This window comes from Niallia sp. 03133 (assembly GCF_052663225.1).
Window position 1 is genome coordinate 276165 of sequence record NZ_JBQTCY010000001.1, and the last position, 21991, is coordinate 298155.

Here is a 21991-nt window from a genome sequence, read left to right on the forward strand (position 1 = left end):
AACATTCTCCATTAATGTCTTTTAACGATGAATCCCCTATATTTTTGCTTAAACGTTCTTTTCTTTTATTAATGGTCAAGAAAACGAAAAAATATACTGTTATTTTAGGAAAATGGCGTTATATGATCTGATATTCAAAGATGGATATTGAATATCATTCAAAGTTTCTCCAGCGAATAGTGAATATGAAGTTAGACCCAAAGGATAGTAGTCGTTCGAAGAACCGTAATGATGAGGGTGCAGTTAGTCGATTTTTGCTTTTCTGTTTGTTTTATTGGCAGTTAATCGTCAATAACTAATGATAATTGCGCTTTTCTTTTATCCCACTCTTAACGGGCAGTAAGACCCCCACCTCAAGATGCTGAGAAAATCGAGGAAGGTAGGTGTGGGATAACTACCCGTAAAGGTTCGATAAGTTCTACTAACCATCAGTGAGGATGAGGAACCCCCCAACTGAAGGAAGGTTCACTTTATAAAACTATTTTATTTTGATAATTCCTAAAAGAAGTAGATAAATTTAGGCAGATTCCCTTACATTTTATTAAATTACTCATACATTATAAAAAGTAAAATGTAAAAAAAGGAGTTTTAGTGATGGAGAACCGGAACTTCCAACTAGATACCGAATGGAATATGATACACTATCCTCCTCAACCAAATGGTTTCGGTGTCTTAATAATCGGAGATGACAGACATTATGTTAATAAAACAAACAGTTTTTGGACACAAAATGAAGGGAAAAAACAGCTGGTTCAATCTCTTTTGGAAAAAGGCTATACGATTTTTTATTCCAATTTATACGGGAAAAATTGGGGAAGCAGCGAAGCATGTAATTTGGCAAAGCGCCTATATGAATTTATTATTCGAACTGAAATATTGAATCAAAAAATTCATATTATTGCAGAAGGAATGGGTGCATTAATTGCGATAAAATTAATGAATGAAATGAAGGGAAGTATTCGATCTATTGTCCTCTTTAACCCTATTTTATCATTAATAGAGCATCTTGAAAGAGAAAAAGAGCATAAATTCTTTTTTAAAAAGCTGTGTAATGAAATTTCCATTGCATTTCATCTAGACGAGGATGAATTATTTTCTTTTTTGCAAAAAAATAAAGACTTTAAATTAGAAGAGGCAGATCTGCCAGTAAAAATCTTTCATATTCTTCATGATGGAAAATCTTATTATCAATCCAACTCATTAAAAAAAACTTCCGCTAATTGGGAAAAACGAAAGCTGCCAATATTTGTTTCTTACGTTTTACCAGAAAAAAGAAGTGCTATTCCAAAACAAATTATCCTTTTTTTTCAAGAGTATGAAAAAGCTTTATAATCCTGAAGGCTTGCAAAATAACACTAAACGCTTACTCTCCATATAAGATCATGGAGAGTTTTTCATTTATAAGATAAGAAACTATAAGTTTTCTGAAGTCTGACAAGTGTCTAGCTCCGACGTACAGGATGTACTAGTGCCGGCGTTGCCACAGGCTCGCAGGATGCGAGTCAATCGACGTTGCAACAGGACGTTGCGTATTTAGTCGATTTTCCTCTTTTGCGTACTTTAGCCAGCCAGCACCCTATCGACTTCAACGCTTCCCTCACCTCGCTTGCGTAGTCAATATCGAATCGCTACACTTTTAGTGTTTCCTTTATCACGTTTAAGGTACACAAACTAAGAACGCCACGTCCTTATGTCTTCGTTTGTGTGATCCACTTCCTGTGGACCTCAGCTTTTTCTGTCGATGAGCGAGGGAGCTTGCGCTTTTCTTATTCCATTTCTTTTTGGAAAGTGATCCAGTTCTCAACAGGAAGAAATAATTGTTCTTTTTGTGCATAGGATACAATAATGAACATTTGAGGAGGCAGCGTAATGGAGAAAGCTGTAATTGTTGGAGCCTATCATTTTATTGGAATTCATCTTTGTTCTGCTTTATTAGAGAAAGGGTTCCAGATTTTTGGGATTTCCTATCCAAATATAAAAATTGAAAATCTGGACGATAAAAAATTGGTATTTGGAAGGAATGCAAACTTTGTTGAAACCGAATGGTCTGCTTTTTTAAAGGAGTGGAACGAAGAAGATATATTCACTATCTTTGATTTATATACTTTAGATAAAAGGGAGCAATTATGTTCTTTCCTTCTATCTGAATATGCTGCTGCAATCATGGAAAAAAAGAAGATTAGCCAAAAAGTAATATTAGTAGTTCCTATTACGATAAATTATAACTTATTAAATGAATGGAAAAATACAATGCTTTCAAATAACCTGCGCTATCAGATTATTTATTTACCGACCATGTATGGCCCTTGGCAATCAGGGGATTTCCTATTTAGGCAAATATTATCTAATACAGAAGAAACAATAAGAAAGCATGAAATGGAGTATACAAACGATGCCATTTTTATTGAAGATTCTGTGGAAGTAATAATAAATGAAGTTTTGCAGGGAGAGGAAAAGGAAATCTTATTAAAAAGTACAGTAGAACACCATTGGAAAAAATGCGCAGACCATCTTCAATGGAATAGGGACAGTGGTGAAAAGAATGATATTCGTTTTTTAGATGACACTATTACAACTATTATGGTCAAAAATAAAAATGACTTGTCACAAAACTTGGAATTACAAAGAAAGCATATTAATATGTATATAGATTTAAAAAATGATAGGAAGAATAAATAGGAGAAAAAGGAAAGGCGAAAAGAATGCAAAAGATAAAGAAAATGATATTAACCTCCTTCCTTTTATTTTCTTTTCTTCTTGTTTCTTGTGGACAGGCAGAACATACAGGAACTATTAAAAAAGTAGGGCTGCTTGTTGAAGGAACAGTGAGGGACCAGATGATGGGAACTAATAGCTATAAAGGATTGCTTACAATTCAGTCAAAGTATAATGTGGATATTTATTATAAAGAAGAAATTAATTCTGAAGCGATTACCGAAAGAGCAGTAGCTGAATTTGAAAGCAAAGGAGTAAATTTAATTTTTGGCAATGGACAGCTCTATTCAGAATACTTTAAGAAATTAGCGGATAAGTACCCTTCCATCTATTTTGTTAGTTTTAATGGAAATGCAACAAATAATAATACGACAAGTGTTATTTTAGAAGGATATCCTATCGGTTTTTTTGCTGGGATGGTTGCAGGGCATATGACGGACACCAATACTGTTGCAAGTATAGGGGAAAGGAAGTCACAGTCAGAAATAGAAGGCTTTCACGATGGAGTAAAATATGAGAACGAAAACATAAAAGTAATAACAGCATTTGTACATAATAATGACAATTCGGAAGAGGCATTGCAATTGTTGGAAAAACAGATAAAACAAAAAGCGGATATTGTATATCCAGCTGGAAATAGCTATAATATTGCAGGAATAGAGAAGTTGAAGGAAAAGGGGTTATATGCAATTGGTTATACTTCCGAACAAGCAGATTTAGGAACGTATACTGTTTTGACAAGCACAATTCAACAAATACCTGAGATATATGCTAAAATAGCAAAAGACTTTAATGAAGGCAAACTTCAGTCAGGCAACGTGCAAGTTGGCATGAAGGATGAGTTTATTTCGCTGGGAGAACTTAGTCCTAAAATAGATGAAAAATTTAAGGATAGAATCAAGAAGGAAATAAATCATTATAAAAAAACTGGAGAACTGCCGGAAAAGAAAAATAAATAATTGGAGGAATGCTATATGACAACACAAGATAAAACAATGATGTTTATGCAAATCGCGATGAAGTACTTGCCGGAAGCAAAGGTGGAATTAGAAAAAGCAGGTGTGGAGCTGTCTTTTGAAATGATGGAGCCGTTTTTAAACTTATTTACAAAAGTAATGAATGAAGCATATGATTTAGGAAAAGAAGAAGCAGAAAAGAAAGATAATTAATTTGAATAAAAGAAAAGGCTGGCCGTTAATGTTCTCCAAATTAGATGAGTTGGAGAATATTTTGTTCGGACAAGCCTTTTTTATTTTATCCATTTTTTTATAAGGGGAGTCACTTTTTTTATAAGGGGTTTTAGTTCATTCGCAGACGTCATAAAACTATCTACGTTTTTCATTAATAAATTGATATCGATTTGATCGAGAAAGTCAGTAATCGCTTCGAATTTTCCTTCATCTGCCTTCTTCTCCTCTTGTTCTTCGCTGCTTATTCCAAAAATCCATGAATCCCCGCGATTTCTTTTTCTTTGGAACCCATCAGGATTCTCCTCTTTTCTTCGACGAGCAGGGTAGTTTGTACCAAACATAAAATGGCTAAGAGGATCTGTATTTTTTGCGTGATCTAGTACTTCTTCCTGTTCTTCCTCCGCTCTTTCAATATCCTCATCCAAGATGTTCCCTCCTAACTATAAAATCCATAAATGCACTAATCAATGCTCTGTGCTTTTCTATTTATCCCACTCTTAACGGGCAGTAAGACCCCCAACCTCAAGATGCAGAGAAATCGAGGAAGCTAGGTGGGGGATAACTGCCCATAAAGATCCGATAAGTGCAACTACCCATCAGTGGGGATGAGGAAAAACCCCCACTGATGGAAGTTTACTTTATCTTATGAGGAATAAATGGGGATGATTAGACAATGGCATAGAGAAAGTAAAATATGTTGCAAAAGATCATAAAAATTTGATAAAATTAGTACCAAGTCATAATAATTGATAATAATATATAAGTACAGGTTTTTAGTAGCCGACCTCTTGCTGATAAATGTTCCCTCTTTGTTTATATGTCTTAAATAGAATGGGGAATGATTGGCTAAGGAGTAGTAAAAAATAAAACAATATATAAATGTTACTTTTTATTTTGCAAAAGGGAAGTTATACCGTATAATCGGTCATATTAAAGGAGCTGAGAGCTTTGAGTACAGGAATAATTGGCATTGGACGCGCATTGCCTGAAAAAATATTAACGAATTTTGATTTAGAAAAAATGGTAGATACGAATGACGAATGGATTCGTACAAGAACTGGAATCGAAGAAAGAAGAATTGCAGATGAAAATACGAATACATCAGATATTGGATATGAAGCTGCTAAAAAAGCGATTGAAGATGCAAATATTTCACCGGATGAAATTGATCTTATTTTAGTTGCAACTGTAACACCAGATCAACCATTTCCATCTGTTGCTTGCATGCTGCAAGAACGTTTAGGGGCAAAAAAAGCCGCTGCATTAGATGTTAGTGCTGCTTGTGCAGGTTTTATGTATGGCATGGTAACTGCTAAACAATTTATCGATAATGATGTATATAAGTATGTTTTAGTAGTTGGTGTAGAAAAACTCTCTAAAATTACGAATTGGGAAGATCGAAATACAGCCGTACTATTCGGTGATGGAGCAGGTGCAGTTGTATTGGGGAAAGTAACAGAGGGAAGAGGAATTCTTTCATTTGAATTAGGCGCTGATGGTTCAGGCGGCAAACATCTATATCAAGATGAATTTATTCAAATGAATGGAAGAGAAGTGTTTAAATTTGCTGTTCGCCAAATGGGAGAGAGCAGTGAAAATGTACTGGTTAAAGCAGGATTATCAAAAGAAGATGTTGATTTTCTTATTCCTCATCAAGCGAATATTCGTATAATGGAAGCTTCTAGACAACGTTTAAATCTGCCAGAAGAAAAACTTTCAAAAACTGTTCATAAATATGGAAATACAAGTGCTGCATCTATTCCAATTTCTCTTGTAGAGGAGCTGGAAGCTGGAAAAATTAAAGATGATGATGTTATTGTTATGGTAGGATTTGGCGGCGGTTTAACATGGGGAGCTTTAGCTATTCGCTGGGGGAAATAAATGATTATTAGTTGCTGCAAAGAAGGCAAAAAATGAATCGGGAAACCTAATTTTTCATAAAAATACGTGTTTAAAAAGAAGAACAATCAAAGCGTAGAAAGTTGGAGCATAGTCATGAGCTCAGAGCAGAAGTGCGCAATAGAATAAGCGGAGTGAAGAGATTCGACAGCGATGGTTTTCGAACTTTTTGAACGACCATTATAAATACAAATGAAAGAAAAGGAGAATTGTGATAATGAGTAAAAGAAGAGTTGTCGTTACAGGAATGGGAGCAGTAACGCCCCTAGGAAATGATGCAGCAACAACATGGGAAAATATCGTAAATGGCGTTTCTGGCATAGGGCCTTTAACAAGAGTGAATGCAGATGAATATCCAGCAAAAGTAGCAGCAGAATTAAAAGACTTTAATGTAGAAGACTATATGGATAAAAAAGATGCAAGAAAAATGGATCGTTTTACACAATATGCACTTGCAGCATCACTAATGGCTGTAAAAGATGCTAATTTAGAAATTACGGAAGAGAATTCTGCGCGTATTGGTGTGTGGATTGGTTCCGGTATTGGCGGAATGGAAACATTTGAAAATCAATATGAAATTTTTCAAAAAAGAGGCTATAAACGTGTAAGCCCATTCTTTGTACCAATGTTAATTCCTGATATGGCGGCAGGACAAGTGTCTATCACGCTTGGAGCAAGGGGAGTAAACTCTTGTACAGTAACGGCATGTGCAACAGGTACAAACTCTATAGGAGATGCCTTTAAAGTAATTCAACGGGGCGATGCAGATGCTATGGTAACAGGTGGAGCAGAGGCGCCTATTACAAAAATGTCTGTTGCTGGATTTTGTGCAAATACGGCGTTATCTACAAATCCTGATCCAAAAACAGCTAGCAGACCGTTTGATGCAAACCGGGACGGCTTTGTAATGGGGGAAGGAGCAGGCATCCTTGTTTTAGAAGAATTAGAACATGCTCTAAAAAGAGGAGCAACTATTTATGCAGAAATCGTAGGCTATGGATCAACAGGGGATGCTTATCATATTACTTCACCGGCCCCTGGCGGTGAAGGTGGAGCAAGAGCAATGAAAATGGCAATTAACGATGCTGGTCTTCAGCCAGAAGATGTTTCTTATATTAATGCACATGGTACAAGTACAGCGTATAATGATAAATTTGAAACAATGGCAGTGAAGGAAGTATTTGGCGACTATGCTTATAAAGTGCCAATGAGCAGTACAAAATCGATGACAGGTCATTTATTAGGAGCTGCAGGAGGAGTTGAAGCGATCTTTAGTATTTTAGCGATTAAAGATAGCGTCCTTCCGCCAACCATTAATTTTGAAACAGCTGATCCAGATTGTGACCTAGATTATGTCGTGAATACACACAGAAAACAAAATGTGGATGTTGCAATGAGCAACTCTTTAGGATTTGGCGGACATAACGCGACGATTATCTTTAAAAAGTATCAATAATAAACGCATACCATATATAGTTAGATAGAGGGCAGTTCTTTAGTGGAACTGCCCTTTTTTATATGGTTAAAAATAATTTTCTAATAAAAAATATAATTGATAATAATTATAAAATAAAATTGACTATAAAAAGAAAATATATATAATTAAGTATATAAGGAAATTTATAATAGCCAATGGAATGAAACTAAGAAGAAACAAAAGATCGATCAAGGATTTATTTTCTTAATAAGGAGGTTCCTATGTTAAGTGTTGATAAAGCAATAAAAATATTAAAGGAAAATAATATCCGCCTTACACCTCAGCGAATCGAGCTTATTCATATTCTTTCAACTGGAAACAAACATTGGACCGTCGATGAAATATATCAAATTTTGAATGAAAGCATGCCATCAGTCAGCATCACAACGGTTTATAATAATATTAAATTATTTTGCGAACTAGATTTAGTGAAAGAAATTCAGTTTGGCGAAGGCTTAAGCAAATATGAATGGAAAAAGGAAGATCATTATCATATCGTATGCAATTCATGCGGCGAAATGAAAGATGTTTGGTATCCTGAGTTAAAGGAGGTTGAAGTCTTTGCAGAATCAATATCCAAGTTCCATATCAGTTCCCACAACCTTCAATTTTACGGAATATGCAAAGAATGTGCAGAAGAATAAAACGAAGCGTCATGAACTTTGTTTACAATGCAACCAGCCGATAAAACGATTAAAACATTCTGTTACTTGCGGATGTGGATCGAAAATTCTAAAAGAAGCAAAAAAGAGATAGAAAAAGTCTGAATGAATCATTTTTAATGAATTCATTCAGATTTTTTCTTAAGATCAGAAAGTATAAATTTTCTGAAGTCTGACTGGTGTCTAGCTCCAGCGCCTATTGCCTATCGAACTTCAGGTCATCTCCCTACGATAAGTCAACATCTACGCTTGCGCTCATCGTGTTTCCTTTATCACGTTTAACGGGCAGTAAGATATCGGCTAAAATACGGATAGTGAATGAAAAACTACCCGTAAAAACCTGATCGACTCAACTAACCATCAGGGGAAAGATCATCCCCTGACGGAAGGTTCGTCTTATCTCAGTCGAAGCCCTTCCGAAGGACAGGATGTTTAAGTGCCGATGAAGACATAAGGCCGTGGCGAACTTAATCGGCCAGTTCGTACGGCAATGAGCAAGACGCTTGCGCTTTTCTTATTTTTACTTCACCTTTTATGAAGAGATGCATAAAGTATTAAAATCCGAAATTATCATGGCTAATTGCCGTTCTTTCATAGAAGCCTTTTATCTAAATGAATAAACATGAAAAGGGTGAAATAGCATGGGGTAATAGAAACAAAAAAATGGTTGGAAGAAGATTTCTCAGAGCCTATAAAAATTTGCAAAAATTTTCAATCCTTATTTGAAGACGATCATCCAAGAGCAATTTTTCGCTATTTAGCTAGCTACGGCATGTACCGGCCATCTCGCCAAACAAAAGAAACCTTTCATTTTTTAGTAGAAAAGGATGTCTGGAAGATTGTTCAAAAACTCTATGAAAAATACAAAAATAAATGGCATGGTCCTGAAATTAATATTTATATTTTTCCTTTTCAACCAGATAGAAAGGGAAAGGAGAATAAATCAGGTGTCTCTTTCAAAGACAAATTATTTCTTTTTGTTGGGGAAATAGAAGAGGATAAAGAAATAGAGGCATTGTTTATCCATGAATATCATCATGTTTGCCGCATGCATTATCAAAAGAAAAAAATAGAGGAATATACCCTCCTTGATTCCATCGTCATGGAAGGATTAGCCGAGCACGCTGTCAAAAAATATTGCGGAAAAAGATACAATGCAAGCTGGTGTTCCTTGTATCAAGAAGAGAAAATAAAAGAATTTTGGAAAGAAGATTTATATGAAAACCTCGACGTGAAAAAAAACGAACATTTGCATGATGTTTTATTATTCGGTTTAGGAAAATATCCCCATATGATGGGATATTGCAGTGGATATTATTTGGTTAATAGATTTTTAAAACAAAAAAACTTTCCTGAAAAAACATATTTTCTTTTGAAAAGCGAAATATTCGCGAATGAAATCATTGTATAAAAGGAGTAGAACCCTAATTTAATAGGGTTTCTACTTTATTTTTTTGTATTTGTATAAATTTTGAAAAAAATCTTGCAATTGTAATTAAGATGTAATAGTATTTTAAACAAATAGAAGGAATTGACAGAATTATCCCAATAAACTGTTAGAGGTGCGAAATGAAAGGGAATGCTTCTTTACATAATAAAGACCGTTCATTATTGGAAGTGAAAAATTTAGAAACCTCCTTTTTAATCGATGGACAACTATATAATGCTGTAGATAATGTTTCGTTTACTGTGAAACCACGCCAAATTGTCGGAATAGTCGGAGAATCAGGCTGCGGAAAATCTGTTTTAAGTTTGTCTATTATGAAGCTCCTGCCAAAAGATACTGGCATGATCCGTTCAGGTGAAATTGTATTTGATGGAAAGCACTTGGAACAAATGGAAGATGCAGAGATTAATAGAATTAGAGGAAATGAAGCTGCGATGATTTTCCAAGAACCCATGACTTCCTTAAACCCCGTTTTTACCATTGGTTTTCAACTAATGGAAGTACTTCTAAATCATATGAAAATCTCCAAAAAAGAAGCAAGAAGTAAAAGCATTGATTTATTAAAAAGTGTCGGCATTTCAAGACCAGAAAAAATTGTGGACGAATACCCGCATCAATTGTCAGGAGGGATGAGGCAGAGAGTAATGATTGCCATTGCTATCGCCTGTCAGCCAAAGCTGTTGATTGCAGATGAACCTACAACTGCTCTTGATGTAACGGTACAAGCTCAAATTTTGGATCTCATAAAAGGTATTCAAGAAGAAAGTAATATGGCAGTGATTCTTATTACACATGATCTTGGTGTAGTGGCAGAAATGTGTGATGAGGTAATCGTAATGTATGCAGGAAAAATAGTAGAAAAAACAGATGTAGATACATTGTTTTATCATCCAAAACATCCTTATACCAAGCTGTTGATGGAAGCAATTCCAAAAATGGATCAAGATGTGGAAGTGCTAAGCTCCATTAAAGGAATCGTTCCTTCATTAAAAAATATGCCAAAACAAGGATGCCGTTTTGCAGAACGCTGTCCAATGGCCATGGCAAAATGCAAAACAATTACACCAATTCTTGCAAATGTAGAAGATGGACATGAAGTATCCTGCCTTCTTTATGAAACAAGCAAGCCAAAAGAAGGAGTGAATGCATAATGGCAACAGATGTGAAGGACATCATCCTTAATAGAGATAAAAGCCAAAATGAAACATTGCTGGAAGTGAAAAATTTAAAAACATATTATCCTGTGAAAGCTGGATTACTTAGGAGAACAATAGCGGAAGTTAAGGCAGTAGATAATATATCATTTGAAATAAAAAAAGGGGAAACATTAGGTTTAGTAGGGGAATCCGGATGTGGAAAATCCACTGCTGGCCGAACAATACTTAGATTACTAGAGCCAACAAACGGAAAAATCATATTTGATGGGAAAGATATAACAAATGTGACAGGAGTTTCCCTTCGGAAATTAAGAAAAGACTTTCAAATGGTATTTCAAGATCCTTTTGCATCTCTTAATCCAACAATGATGGTTGGGCATTTAGTATCAGAACCTATAAAAAATTATTTTAAAAAGTCGGAAAAGGAGCTAGAATCTGAAGTTTTAGAATTATTGAAAAAAGTAGGGTTGCCTGAAGATGCATATTATAAATATCCTCATGAATTTTCAGGTGGTCAAAGACAAAGGGTAGGCATTGCTAGAGCGCTAGCGTTAAGACCAAAGCTGATAATAGCAGATGAACCTGTTTCAGCATTAGATGTATCTGTTCAATCACAGGTATTAAATTTACTAAAGGAATTACAAGCAGATTTTAATTTAACTTTTTTATTTATTGCACATGACTTAAGTGTTGTGAAACATATGAGTGACCGTATAGGAGTTATGTATTTAGGTGGATTAGTGGAGATAGCAGACAAAAGCAGCACGTATACAGAACCTTTGCATCCATATACAAAAGCATTGATATCTGCCATCCCAGAACCAGATCCAAGAAAGAAAAAACAGCGCATCATCTTAAAAGGGGATGTACCGAGTCCGATTAACCCGCCAAAAGGGTGCTCTTTTCATCCACGCTGTCCATTCGCAATGGAAGAGTGTTCCAAGGTAAAACCTGAATTAAAGGAGGTGAAGTCTGGACATAGAGTTGCATGCCACTTATATAAATAAAATAGTATATTCTTGGGGGGAAAACAATGAAAAAGAAGTCAGGATTATTATTGCTGTCGATCATCCTTGTTCTATCTGCATTCCTTGCAGCATGTTCTGATAAGACAAGTTCAGATGGAAAAGATAATGGAGAAAAGAAAACTGTTGAAGGCGGTACCGTAACTTTTGGTTTTACTCAACCATTTAAAGGGGTATTATCCTATGCATATTATGAAGGGGAAGATGATGCAAATGCTCTTCAATTTATGCATGAAGGTTTATTAAAAACAAATGATCAATTAGTATCCGAACCCAATTTAGCTACATACGAATTTTCCGATGATAATAAGAAATTAACATTTAAAATCAAAAAAGGTGTTAAATGGCATGATGGAGTGGAATTAAAAGCCGAAGATATGGAATATGCTTGGTACCTGATTGCAGATCCAGCCTATAATGGTGCTCGTTTTTCAAATGTTGCAATGATTAAAGGTGCACAAGAATACCACGATAAAAAAGCAGATAAAATTGAAGGGATTAAAGTAGTCGATGACTACACAATTGAAGTTACTTTAACAGAGCCACAAGTAAATGTTTTAGAAAATATTTGGACATATCCAGAACCAAAACATTATTATGGAGATTTAAAAGCAGATAAAGTGTCAGAAGCGGATCAAGTTCGTAAAACACCGATTGGGGTAGGGCCGTTTAAAGTGAAAAAAATTGTTCCTGGAGAAAGTATTGAATTTGAACGCTTTGATGATTATTGGCAAGGCAAGCCAGCATTAGACGGAGTCATTTATAAAGTTATTGATGGATCTTTAGCTTCTGGCTTAATTCAAAATGGTGAAGTAGATGTAATTGAAGCACCGAAAGATCAATGGGGTACAATTAAAGAATTAGATAATATTAATCCCAAAACGGTAGATGCAATGTCTTATTCTTACATTGGCTTCAAATTTGGCCATTATGATAAAAAAGCTGGAAAAGTAGTAATGGATAATCCGAAATATCAAAATAAAAACTTGCGTCAGGCAATGGTGTATGCAATTGATCGTCAAGCATTTATTGATAATTTTGCGAATGGACTTGGGAAACCATTAAATACTCCTTTTCCAACCGTTTCATGGGCTAAAATTCCTGATGATCAAATTAACGACTATAAATTTGACCAAGCGAAAGCAAAATCTCTATTAGATGAAGCTGGTTATAAAGATGTTGATGGCGATGGTTTCCGTGAAGATCCAGATGGAAAACCATTTACTATTAAATTCGATGCGATGAGTGGTGTAGAAACATCTGAAGCACGCGCACAATTTATTCTTCAATCATGGGAAGATGTTGGACTAAAAGCAGAGCTTAATGGTGGTTCTTTAAAAGAGTTCAACTTATTCTACGATACAGTAGAGGCAGATAAAACAGAGGTATTTATGGGAGCATGGGGCTTGGCGAACGATCCAGATCCTTCAGGTCTATGGTTATCAACAGATGTTTGGAACTATCAACGCTGGTTCTCCGAAAAATCGGATGAATTAATTAAAAAAGGCGTTCAGTATCCAAAAGATTCTAGTCAGGATATTCAAGATTACCGTAAAGAAATATACTATGAGTGGCAAAAAATTGTTAATGATGAGCTGCCAACTATTTTCTTTGAACAACGGGAAGATGCATGGGCTATCAACAAACGTGTGGAAGGTGTAAAAATTGATCCATTTGGTGTAACTCCTTCTGAGATCTATAAATGGCATCTTGTTAAATAATTAAAAGTATAAGGATAAGGGGAATGGAATATGTTGCAATATGCAATTAGAAGAATAATTGGTATGATTCCAATACTCTTTCTTATCTCAGTAGTGGTTTTTTCCCTGGCGAAATTGATGCCAGGGGATGCCCTATCTGGAAAAATAGATCCGTTAAATTCTGATCCGGCTTATATTGCAGAGATGCGGGATAAAATGGGATTAGATGATCCAATACATATCCAGTATTTCAGATGGATCGGCGGGGTATTGCAAGGAGACTTTGGAGATTCATTTCAGCATAAACAGCCCGTTATGGAGCTTATTGGCGAAAGATTGGGAAATACAATTATTTTAGGTGTTTCTGCTTTGATAATTACTTATATTCTAGCTTTCTTTATGGGAAGATATTCAGGTCGAAAGCCATACACGATCGGGGATTATTTTATATCAGGGTTAAACTATCTAATGTTAGCTATTCCAAGCTTTGTAGCAGCGTTGGTGGCTATTTATATCTTTGCGATACATCTCGGGTGGGTTCCGGCAAGTGGAAGTATCGGTTCAGGCGTTGAACCAGGAACTTGGGAGTATATTGTAAGTAAAGCAAAACATACTATTTTACCTGCTCTTGTGTTAGGGGCAATGTCTACGGCATCCTATACACAATTTTTAAGAAATGATATGATTGAAAGTTCTCGTAAAGATTATGTTCGTACCGCTCGAGCGAAGGGGACGAAAGAATCCACGATTTATAATAAGCATATATTAAGAAATTCGGTAATACCGATTATTACATTACTGGGGATTGATATAGCGAATATTATTGGCGGTGCCGTTATTACTGAATCCATTTTTACGTATCCAGGGATTGGGAATTTGTTTTATGAATCCGTGGGTTCGCGCGATTATTCCGTTATGATGGCTATTTCATTATTATTGACGGTTGTCTCTCTTCTAGGAAATTTAATTGCTGATTTACTCTATGGAATAGTAGATCCGCGAATTCGTTTAAGTTAGGGTGTGAACAGATTGGAACCATCATTTTCTCAAGAAACCACAGTTATGTCCAATACAGTTAAGCCCAATAAAGGCAAATCACCATGGGTGCTTGCACGTGAAAAATTCTTTAAAAATAAATTGGCTGTTATTAGTGTTATTTATCTTCTAATCATTATAATCTTATCTGTTTTTGCTGAGTCATTAACGATGTCTGTTAAAGAGGCAAACCGCATAAACTTTACTCAAATCAGTAAAATGCCATCAGCAGAGCATTTTTTTGGAACAGATAAATCGGGAAGAGATATCTTTGCTCGGACATTATTAGGGGGAAGAACATCTTTAACGCTTGCGTTTTCTATTACAGGTTTGGCTGTCCTTGTTGGAACTATAATAGGTGCAACAGCAGGGTATTTTGGCGGTTGGATAGATAATATCTTAATGAGATTTACGGACTTTGTTATGAATTTTCCATTATTAATTTTTATCATTGTATTAGCTGCAATTTTTCCAGGTTCAAGCTTATTTACCCTAATTTGTGTTATTAGTGTACTCAGTTGGACGGGGATAGCACGTTTAGTACGAAGTAAAATCATGGCTGAAAAAGAAAACGAGTATATACTAAGTTCTATATCTATTGGTTGTTCTTCACTAAAAGTTATTATAAAACATTTACTGCCCAATGTAATGTCAACAATTATAGTACAGGCTACCATAACATTAGCGACCATGATAGTAGTCGAAACAAGCTTAAGTTTTTTAGGATTTGGTGTTCCTCTAACAACGCCTACATGGGGCAATATGATGCAGGAAGCAAGAAGTCCAGACGTGTTGACAAATAAGTGGTGGATTTGGGTACCGCCAGCAGCAGTATTAACTTTAACCATTTTATCTATTAATTTTATAGGTGAAGGATTAAAAGACGCATTTAATCCGAAATCAAAACGATGAAAAAATTTGCCATTCTTTATTGGCAAATTTTTTTTTTGAAAGAATACCCTTGTATTATATAAAAAAATGCCCGTACATAAAATGAAAAAAAAATTCATATTTATATATATAGAAAGAAAAATACAAATAGCAGCTAGTGAATGTAATAAATTCTGATCCTGGCTCATAAAGAAACTTTTAATAGAATAAACAAAAAATAGGAATAATTTTACTTCTGTCTGCCCATACTGATTGACAAACAGCTGATGAAGTGAGGGGTAAAAATATGCAATATCTTCATGATGTTTGGGTAAATTGGTTTGAAGGGGAAGAAAATGGCTACAATGTCTGCCATTTTCATGAGTGGCGGAAAGATGATAGTGTAGAGTTATTAGATCAAGTTCCGCTTTTGAAAATAGATTCTGTTCTATTTGACTACATAGAAAACGACTTAGCGGAATTGCCACGACCATTGCTTGATGAAATTTATCAAAAAGCATATTTGCGAAAAAACCATGAAAGAATCCAGCTTGATTATTGTTTTGTAATTTCCGATGGTGTCGATATTCTGGTGGTAGATACTATTGGGTATTCCATTCCTATTAGAAAAAGCCGTATGATTCCTAGACAAGAACAATTAGCGTATGAGTTATTGGAAAACCAAGAAACAATTCAATATGAATATCATGTAAATGAAGAAAAAAAGGAATTTCATATTTTGTCTCCAGAACCTCTGGTTATGAATGGACTTACAAGAAAAGAAAGGCAGCTCAAGCAATTGCTCTTTATGGCTTTGGATCAGCTGCACTCTTCAGAGAATGTTGCAGAAGTAAGGTACTGGTATACCGAATGGAGCCCAGAACGTTATTTTGACATTCAGCATCTAACTTTTGAACATGCATGGATGGAACTATATGAAGCAACCAAACATGGATGGACGCAAAAGCATGAACAATTTTGCGAAAATATCATAAAAGGACAGCCCTTTTTTGAGAAGTTGTGGGAGATGGAGCATGGTCCAAAGGTAAATTAAGAAAAGTGCAGCCGCTGAGCTGAACATTTTTCCAAGTTCGAAATTATATTTTCTGTTTACATAAAAAAGAGCTGATTTTTTTCAGCTCTTTTTTTCGTATTTTGTATGATGGAAAACTATATTAACGGCGTTTGCGGCCAAGCCCCATTGCATTTTCCATTTTTTTAACCATTTTGCCTGCGACTTTATTTGCTTTTTCCGCACCCATATCCAAGATGTCATCAAGCTCAGAAGAAATCATTAATTCTTTGTATTTTTCCTGAATAGGCTTCAGCTTTTCAACCACTACATCTGCAAGATCTGCTTTGAAATCACCATATCCCTTTCCTTCATATTTTGCCTCTAGATTTTCGATGCTTTCTCCAGAGAGAATGGAGTAAATAGAGAGCAAGTTGGATACCCCTGGTTTATTTTCTTTATCATATTTTACGATGCCCTCTGAATCAGTAACAGCACTTTTGATTTTTTTCACTATTACAGAAGGTTCATCCAGCAATGTAATAGTTGCTTTTTTATTAGAATCTGATTTGCTCATCTTTTTTGTCGGCTCTTGCAAGGACATAATGCGTGCTCCGACTTTTGGAATTCGAACTTCTGGGATAGTCAAAATATCATTATATTTATTATTAAATCTTTGCGCTAAGTCACGTGTTAATTCTAAATGCTGTTTCTGGTCTTCTCCAACAGGAACAATATCTGTACTGTATAAAAGAATATCGGCAGCCATTAATGGGGGATAAGTCAGCAAGGCAGAAGAAACAGCATCTTTGCCAGCAGATTTATCTTTAAACTGTGTCATTCTTTCTAATTCTCCAATATAAGAGACGCATTGCATAATCCAAGCTCCTTGAGCATGTGCCGGCACTTCTGATTGAATAAATAGCGTTGCTTTAGCTGGATCAATGCCGACTGCTATGTAGAGTGCAGCTAAGCTGCGGATATTATTTCGTAGAACAAGGCGGTCTTGAGGAACGGTAATAGCATGCTGATCCACAATGCAAAAATAGCAGTTATATTCATTTTGCAATTCGACAAATTGACTTAATGCACCTATATAATTTCCTAAAGTTATTGTACCGCTTGGCTGAATGCCGGAAAATATTGTTTTCATTTTGTGTGTCCTCCAGTTTTAAAATAGTAGAATGGTGGTAATTAAAAAGAAATGAGCAGGAGTTTTCGTCATTAGCGTAAGTTTTGGCTGTTAATGTGAATGTAAAAAGGAAAATCGCCTAACGACACAGCGTCGATTGATTCGCATGCTCTGAGCCTTATGTCATTACGGTATTTGTTCATCCAGTACATCAAAGTCTCTTTCACCACATAATTTCAAATTATTATCCTTCTTAAATGCAAAAAGGACCATACGTCTCTACTGTTACATAGGGACGAATGGTCCGCGGTGCCACCCTAAATTGCTTAAAAAAGCCACTTTAGCCTTGTTAACGATAGGCATTCGCTGAAATATAATTTGCTTGCATAATAGCATTTCCATTTCAGTGCTCAAAAGTCCATTCCTTATATAAGGTTGTTTGTTTTCACCAGCCACAAACTCTCTATAAACCATGCTATATAAGTACTACTCTTTATCTATGCAGATATTCGAATAATATAAAAGTTATAATTTAAAATTAAACTAATTCAAAAAAAAAATCAAGTAAGCGAGAAAAAAATAATAGCAAGAGGGAAATATGAATAATCGATGAATTTTTTTAAGATAATACTATTTTAACATTGCATTATGATAAAAAACAAAGGATTAATTATCTTATTTTGTAAATTATTGCCTGTTTATAGTTATAATATTTTTAAATAGTTTTAATTCTACAAAATTCTACATAAATTCTTGCAAAATATATCCATTATATATATAATTATATATGCGAGTGGATTGTTTTGGAATATTTCAGACTATTGAAACAAAGAATATCTATTAATACATAATACTAATATCTATAATAAAATAATATTAATTTAATAGATATCTAGTAAGGATTAATAATTATAATTTAGGTATGTGTTTTCTTGGTATAGTATTTAGAATCAATTTTTAATATTGATTGACTATTTGGGAAATAAGCCTATGATTATTCTTGTTTTATGGATGGGGAAGCTAATTTCAAGGATCCACTAGTGGAAAAAGAATAGGGGGTAATACTATGAAGAAAAAGATGCTCGTACTTCTTAGTTTAGTACTTGCTTTAAGCGCTTTTCTTGCAGCGTGCAGCGGCGGAAAAAGCGATGGTGACAAAGAAAAAGTATCTCAAGATTTACACCTGAACCTAACTACAGAGCCATTTTCTTTAAACCCAGGTTTAGCAAATGATTCTGCATCAAGTAACGTGCTGCTTCAAACTTTTGAAGGTTTAACACGTATTGATAAAGACGGAGAAGCTCAACCAGCAATGGCTGAGGATATTCAAGTTTCAGATGATCAAAAAACATATACATTTAAACTTCGTGATGCAAAATGGACAAACGGAGATCCTGTAACTGCAGAAGATTTCGTGTATGCTTGGAAATGGGCATTAGATCCTAAAAATGAATCTCAATATGCTTATCAACTATACTATGTTAAAGGCGCTGAAGCTGCTAATATGGGCAAAGGCAAACTTGATGATGTAGCTGTAAAAGCAATAGATGATAAAACATTAGAGGTTACTTTAGCTAACCCAACACCATACTTCACACAATTAACAGCATTCTATACGTATTTTCCTGTTAATAATAAAGTAGCAAAAGCTAATCCAAACTGGTATAAAGATGCTGGCGACGATTATGTATCAAACGGTCCCTTCAAAATGACAGATTGGTCTCACTCAGAAAAAATCGTTCTTGAGAAAAACGATAATTACTGGGATAAAGATACTGTAAAACTTAATTCTGTTGAATTTTCTATGATTAATGATCCAAATACTACATTAAGCATGTTTGATAATGGAGAACTTGATAGAACTGGACTACCATTTGATTCACTGCCAACGGATTCTATGAAAGCATTAAAAGATAAAGGCAATTTGAACACACAGGCAATTGCAGGTACTTACTGGTACAAATTTAACACAGAAGTAAAACCGTTAAATAACGTAAATATCCGCAAAGCATTAACATATGCAATCGATCGTAAATCTATTGTAGAAAAAATTACACAAGGCGGACAAATTCCAGCAATGGCAGCTGTTCCTCCAAGTATGTTCCCTGATAATGAAAAAGGCTACTTTAATGATAATGATGTAGCAAAAGCAAAAGAATTTCTAAAAAAAGGCTTAGAAGAGCTTAAACTTAAAGATGCTTCTGAACTTCCTGCTATCACTTTATCTTACAATACAGATGAAGCACATGCTAAAATTGCTCAAGCAATTCAAGATATGTGGAAAAGGGAATTAGGAATCAACGTTAAATTAGGCAACGAAGAATGGGCAGTTTATATTGATAAACTACATTCAGGAGACTACCAAATTGGACGTATGGGCTGGTTAGGCGACTTTAACGATGCTATCAACTTCCTAGAGTTATACCGTGATAAAAAAGGCGGAAACAACGATACAAACTGGGAAAATCCAGAGTTCAAAAAACTTCTTAATGATTCTCAAACAGAATCAGATGCAACAAAACGTCAAAAATTGTTGAAAGATGCTGAAGCAATTCTTATGGACGAGCTTCCAATTGCACCAATCTACTTCTATACAGATACTTGGGTTCAAAATGATAAACTTAAGGATGTAGTAGTATCAGGGCTTGGAGATGCTCAATTAAAATGGGCTTATTTCACAAAGTAAAAATAAGAAGTAATTTATACGTTTTTTAAAAGTGAAAAGGTATATGAAGCAAAGCTTCATATACCTTCCTTTCTAATTGGAGCTGATTAGAAAATAATGGAGGTTAAACCATGATAAAGTATTTAACAAGACGTCTGCTGTTTATGCTGCTTTCTTTGTTACTAATCATAACAGCAACGTTTTTCTTCATGAGGTTGGCGCCAGGTAATCCTTTTACATCGGAAAAGCAGTTACCAGCAGCTATTGAAGCTAATTTAAATGAACACTACGGATTAAATGATCCATGGTATGTTCAATATGGAGAATATTTACTACGAATAGTACAGTGGGATTTCGGCCCATCTTTTAAATATAAAAGTCAAACGGTTAATGATTTAATTAATGAAGGTTTCCCAGTTTCACTTGTTTTAGGTTTAGAAGCAATCCTTATTGCTTTAGCAGTTGGGGTAACTTTAGGTATTTTCGCTGCATTAAAGCATAATAAGTGGCAGGATTATTTGGCTATGATTATCGCTGTATTTGGTATATCGGTTCCTTCTTTTATAATGGCGGCATTATTGCAATATGTATTTGCCATAAAATTAGGTTGGCTCCCTGTAGCAAGATGGGGAACTTTTGCACAAAGCATTCTTCCTGCGGTAGCCTTGGCTGCTGGACCAACTGCTTTTATTGCAAGGCTGACACGTTCTTCCATGCTTGAAGTATTAAGCAATGATTATATTAAAACAGCAAAAGCAAAAGGATTAGGCCAGTTTGTTATCACAGTGAAACATACAATTCGAAATGCCATTCTTCCTGTTGTTTCTTATATGGGACCATTATCTGCTGGGATTGTGACAGGTAGCTTTGTTATTGAAAAAATATTTGGTATTCCAGGGTTAGGCTCCCACTTTGTAAAAAGTATCGGGAACCGTGACTATACAGTTATTATGGGGGTAACAGTTTTCTATAGTATTATCCTATTAGCATCTGTTCTTCTTGTCGATATTTTGTATGGATTAATTGATCCTCGCATTAAATTAGCTGGCGGGAAGAAAGGAGAGTAAGCATGCAACAGATTTCAAAAGATAAATTCACAGTTGTTGGCAACAGTAAAGTGGAAGCAGAAAAGATTTCAAAACCAAGTCTTTCTTTCTGGAAAGATGTTTTTATGCGTTTTAGACAAAATAAGCTTGCAATTGCGGGATTAGTGATATTAATTCTCCTTATTATTATGGCAATTATTGGTCCATATTTAACTAAGTATGATTACCGTACAAATGATTTAAATATTGCAAACCAACCGCCAAGTGCAGAACATTATTTCGGGACAGATGACCTTGGCCGCGACGTATTTGCAAGAGTTTGGTATGGAGCAAAAATTTCCTTATTCATCGGTGTTGCTGCTGCAGCGATCGATTTGATTATCGGTGTTTTATGGGGTGGAATTGCTGGATATAGAGGCGGTAAAACGGATGAATATATGATGCGTATTGCCGATGTTTTATATGGGATTCCTTATCTGCTTCTTGTTATTTTGCTAATGGTCGTGTTAGGAAGTCAGAAAGGATCTATCGCTAGCTTAGCAACAATGATTCTTGCGATGAGTATTACAGGCTGGATTAATATGGCAAGAATTGTACGTGGACAAGTTCTTTCTTTAAAAAATCAAGAATATATTTTAGCTTCTCGAACTTTGGGGGCTAGCGTAACAAGAATCATGGGCAAGCATTTAATTCCAAATGCAATGGGTCCAATATTAGTAACGTTAACCTTAACGATTCCTAGTGCTATTTTTACAGAGGCATTTTTAAGCTATTTAGGATTAGGGCTGACACCTCCATTGGCAAGCTGGGGAACAATGGCAAATGATGGTATTGCAGCAATGACTTATTATCCATGGAGATTATTCTTCCCGGCAATATTGATCTGTTTAACTATTTTTGCATTTAACGTTATTGGAGACGGAATACGTGATGCATTAGACCCAAGACTACGTAAATAA

At 35.1% G+C, this 21991-nt stretch carries 19 protein-coding genes and 1 other annotated feature; of the genes, 17 read left to right on the plus strand and 2 right to left on the minus strand.

Translation table 11 applies throughout. The features are described from left to right. Positions 1 to 594: 594 nt before the first annotated feature. The 4 genes from ACTYBU_RS01415 (at position 595) to ACTYBU_RS01430 (ending at position 3884) form a co-directional block, all read left to right on the plus strand. On the plus strand, positions 595 to 1332 hold the full coding sequence (locus ACTYBU_RS01415) for a hydrolase (RefSeq protein ID WP_445486671.1): 738 nt from the start codon (positions 595 to 597) through the stop codon (positions 1330 to 1332). Positions 1333 to 1869: 537 nt separating this feature from the next. Further along, the gene (locus ACTYBU_RS01420) at positions 1870 to 2679 is read left to right on the plus strand and encodes a hypothetical protein (RefSeq protein ID WP_445486672.1); all 810 of its coding nucleotides are present in this window, start codon (positions 1870 to 1872) and stop codon (positions 2677 to 2679) included. Positions 2680 to 2702: 23 nt separating this feature from the next. Further along, entirely contained in the window at positions 2703 to 3674 is a 972-nt protein-coding gene (locus tag ACTYBU_RS01425; RefSeq protein WP_445486673.1) for a BMP family ABC transporter substrate-binding protein, read from the plus strand. Between the two features lie 15 nt (positions 3675 to 3689). Continuing rightward, positions 3690 to 3884, plus strand: coding sequence for a ComZ family protein (locus ACTYBU_RS01430; RefSeq protein WP_445486674.1), 195 nt, complete (start codon positions 3690 to 3692; stop codon positions 3882 to 3884). A gap of 80 nt (positions 3885 to 3964) precedes the next feature. On the opposite strand, the gene ACTYBU_RS01435 is transcribed toward ACTYBU_RS01430, so the two are convergent. Further along, entirely contained in the window at positions 3965 to 4330 is a 366-nt protein-coding gene (locus ACTYBU_RS01435; protein WP_445486675.1) for a hypothetical protein, read from the minus strand. Between the two features lie 523 nt (positions 4331 to 4853). Here ACTYBU_RS01435 and ACTYBU_RS01440 point away from each other — a divergent pair. From ACTYBU_RS01440 to ACTYBU_RS01485, 10 genes are all read left to right on the plus strand, one after another. Further along, positions 4854 to 5786, plus strand: a complete 933-nt coding sequence (locus ACTYBU_RS01440) for a beta-ketoacyl-ACP synthase III (protein WP_445486676.1) — start codon at positions 4854 to 4856, stop codon at positions 5784 to 5786. Positions 5787 to 6021: 235 nt separating this feature from the next. Continuing rightward, the gene (gene fabF, locus ACTYBU_RS01445) at positions 6022 to 7260 is read left to right on the plus strand and encodes a beta-ketoacyl-ACP synthase II (RefSeq protein WP_445486677.1); all 1239 of its coding nucleotides are present in this window, start codon (positions 6022 to 6024) and stop codon (positions 7258 to 7260) included. 242 nt (positions 7261 to 7502) lie between these two features. Continuing rightward, positions 7503 to 7925 (plus strand): Fur family transcriptional regulator, encoded by a 423-nt coding sequence (locus ACTYBU_RS01450; RefSeq protein WP_445486678.1) that lies wholly within the window; start codon positions 7503 to 7505, stop codon positions 7923 to 7925. A 685-nt stretch (positions 7926 to 8610) separates the two neighbouring features. Further along, the gene (locus ACTYBU_RS01455; RefSeq protein ID WP_445486679.1) at positions 8611 to 9354 is read left to right on the plus strand and encodes a DUF2268 domain-containing protein; all 744 of its coding nucleotides are present in this window, start codon (positions 8611 to 8613) and stop codon (positions 9352 to 9354) included. A gap of 158 nt (positions 9355 to 9512) precedes the next feature. Next, positions 9513 to 10541, plus strand: a complete 1029-nt coding sequence (locus ACTYBU_RS01460; protein ID WP_445486680.1) for an ABC transporter ATP-binding protein — start codon at positions 9513 to 9515, stop codon at positions 10539 to 10541. Further along, complete coding sequence (locus ACTYBU_RS01465; RefSeq protein WP_445486681.1) at positions 10541 to 11554, plus strand: ABC transporter ATP-binding protein; 1014 nt, start codon at positions 10541 to 10543, stop codon at positions 11552 to 11554. The genes ACTYBU_RS01460 and ACTYBU_RS01465 overlap by 1 nt, the downstream gene beginning before the upstream one ends. 26 nt (positions 11555 to 11580) lie before the next feature. Then, complete coding sequence (gene opp4A, locus ACTYBU_RS01470; protein WP_445486682.1) at positions 11581 to 13293, plus strand: oligopeptide ABC transporter substrate-binding protein; 1713 nt, start codon at positions 11581 to 11583, stop codon at positions 13291 to 13293. A 30-nt stretch (positions 13294 to 13323) separates the two neighbouring features. Further along, positions 13324 to 14289 carry an oligopeptide ABC transporter permease gene (opp4B, locus tag ACTYBU_RS01475; RefSeq protein WP_445486683.1) on the plus strand — a complete coding sequence of 322 codons (966 nt, stop codon included), beginning with the start codon at positions 13324 to 13326 and terminating at the stop codon, positions 14287 to 14289. A gap of 12 nt (positions 14290 to 14301) precedes the next feature. Further along, positions 14302 to 15219 (plus strand): oligopeptide ABC transporter permease, encoded by a 918-nt coding sequence (gene opp4C, locus ACTYBU_RS01480; protein WP_445486684.1) that lies wholly within the window; start codon positions 14302 to 14304, stop codon positions 15217 to 15219. A 265-nt stretch (positions 15220 to 15484) separates the two neighbouring features. Next, entirely contained in the window at positions 15485 to 16231 is a 747-nt protein-coding gene (locus tag ACTYBU_RS01485) for a YjbA family protein (protein WP_445486685.1), read from the plus strand. Between the two features lie 121 nt (positions 16232 to 16352). Here the strand turns inward: ACTYBU_RS01485 and trpS are convergent, their stop codons facing one another. Next, the gene (gene trpS / locus ACTYBU_RS01490) at positions 16353 to 17342 is read right to left on the minus strand and encodes a tryptophan--tRNA ligase (RefSeq protein WP_445486686.1); all 990 of its coding nucleotides are present in this window, start codon (positions 17340 to 17342) and stop codon (positions 16353 to 16355) included. Positions 17343 to 17609: 267 nt separating this feature from the next. Next, positions 17610 to 17830 (minus strand) — a binding site (T-box leader). Positions 17831 to 18387: 557 nt separating this feature from the next. Between trpS and ACTYBU_RS01495 the strand changes: the two genes are divergently transcribed. The 3 genes from ACTYBU_RS01495 (at position 18388) to ACTYBU_RS01505 (ending at position 21991) form a co-directional block, all read left to right on the plus strand. Then, on the plus strand, positions 18388 to 20007 hold the full coding sequence (locus ACTYBU_RS01495; RefSeq protein ID WP_445486687.1) for a peptide ABC transporter substrate-binding protein: 1620 nt from the start codon (positions 18388 to 18390) through the stop codon (positions 20005 to 20007). A gap of 110 nt (positions 20008 to 20117) precedes the next feature. Then, the gene (locus ACTYBU_RS01500) at positions 20118 to 21053 is read left to right on the plus strand and encodes an ABC transporter permease (RefSeq protein WP_445486688.1); all 936 of its coding nucleotides are present in this window, start codon (positions 20118 to 20120) and stop codon (positions 21051 to 21053) included. A 2-nt stretch (positions 21054 to 21055) separates the two neighbouring features. Further along, entirely contained in the window at positions 21056 to 21991 is a 936-nt protein-coding gene (locus ACTYBU_RS01505; RefSeq protein WP_445486689.1) for an ABC transporter permease, read from the plus strand.

Bases quoted from the DNA above. Each gene is read 5' to 3' on its own strand.
- ACTYBU_RS01415 (WP_445486671.1), top strand. From the start codon at position 595: ATGGAGAACCGGAACTTCCAACTAGATACCGAATGGAATATGATACAC.
- ACTYBU_RS01485 (WP_445486685.1), top strand. From the start codon at position 15,485: ATGCAATATCTTCATGATGTTTGGGTAAATTGGTTTGAAGGGGAAGAA.
- trpS (WP_445486686.1), bottom strand. From the start codon at position 17,342: ATGAAAACAATATTTTCCGGCATTCAGCCAAGCGGTACAATAACTTTA.
- ACTYBU_RS01500 (WP_445486688.1), top strand. From the start codon at position 20,118: ATGATAAAGTATTTAACAAGACGTCTGCTGTTTATGCTGCTTTCTTTG.
- ACTYBU_RS01420 (WP_445486672.1), top strand. From the start codon at position 1,870: ATGGAGAAAGCTGTAATTGTTGGAGCCTATCATTTTATTGGAATTCAT.
- ACTYBU_RS01505 (WP_445486689.1), top strand. From the start codon at position 21,056: ATGCAACAGATTTCAAAAGATAAATTCACAGTTGTTGGCAACAGTAAA.
- opp4A (WP_445486682.1), top strand. From the start codon at position 11,581: ATGAAAAAGAAGTCAGGATTATTATTGCTGTCGATCATCCTTGTTCTA.
- ACTYBU_RS01425 (WP_445486673.1), top strand. From the start codon at position 2,703: ATGCAAAAGATAAAGAAAATGATATTAACCTCCTTCCTTTTATTTTCT.
- ACTYBU_RS01430 (WP_445486674.1), top strand. From the start codon at position 3,690: ATGACAACACAAGATAAAACAATGATGTTTATGCAAATCGCGATGAAG.
- fabF (WP_445486677.1), top strand. From the start codon at position 6,022: ATGAGTAAAAGAAGAGTTGTCGTTACAGGAATGGGAGCAGTAACGCCC.
- opp4B (WP_445486683.1), top strand. From the start codon at position 13,324: ATGTTGCAATATGCAATTAGAAGAATAATTGGTATGATTCCAATACTC.
- ACTYBU_RS01465 (WP_445486681.1), top strand. From the start codon at position 10,541: ATGGCAACAGATGTGAAGGACATCATCCTTAATAGAGATAAAAGCCAA.
- ACTYBU_RS01450 (WP_445486678.1), top strand. From the start codon at position 7,503: ATGTTAAGTGTTGATAAAGCAATAAAAATATTAAAGGAAAATAATATC.
- ACTYBU_RS01495 (WP_445486687.1), top strand. From the start codon at position 18,388: ATGAAGAAAAAGATGCTCGTACTTCTTAGTTTAGTACTTGCTTTAAGC.
- ACTYBU_RS01460 (WP_445486680.1), top strand. From the start codon at position 9,513: ATGAAAGGGAATGCTTCTTTACATAATAAAGACCGTTCATTATTGGAA.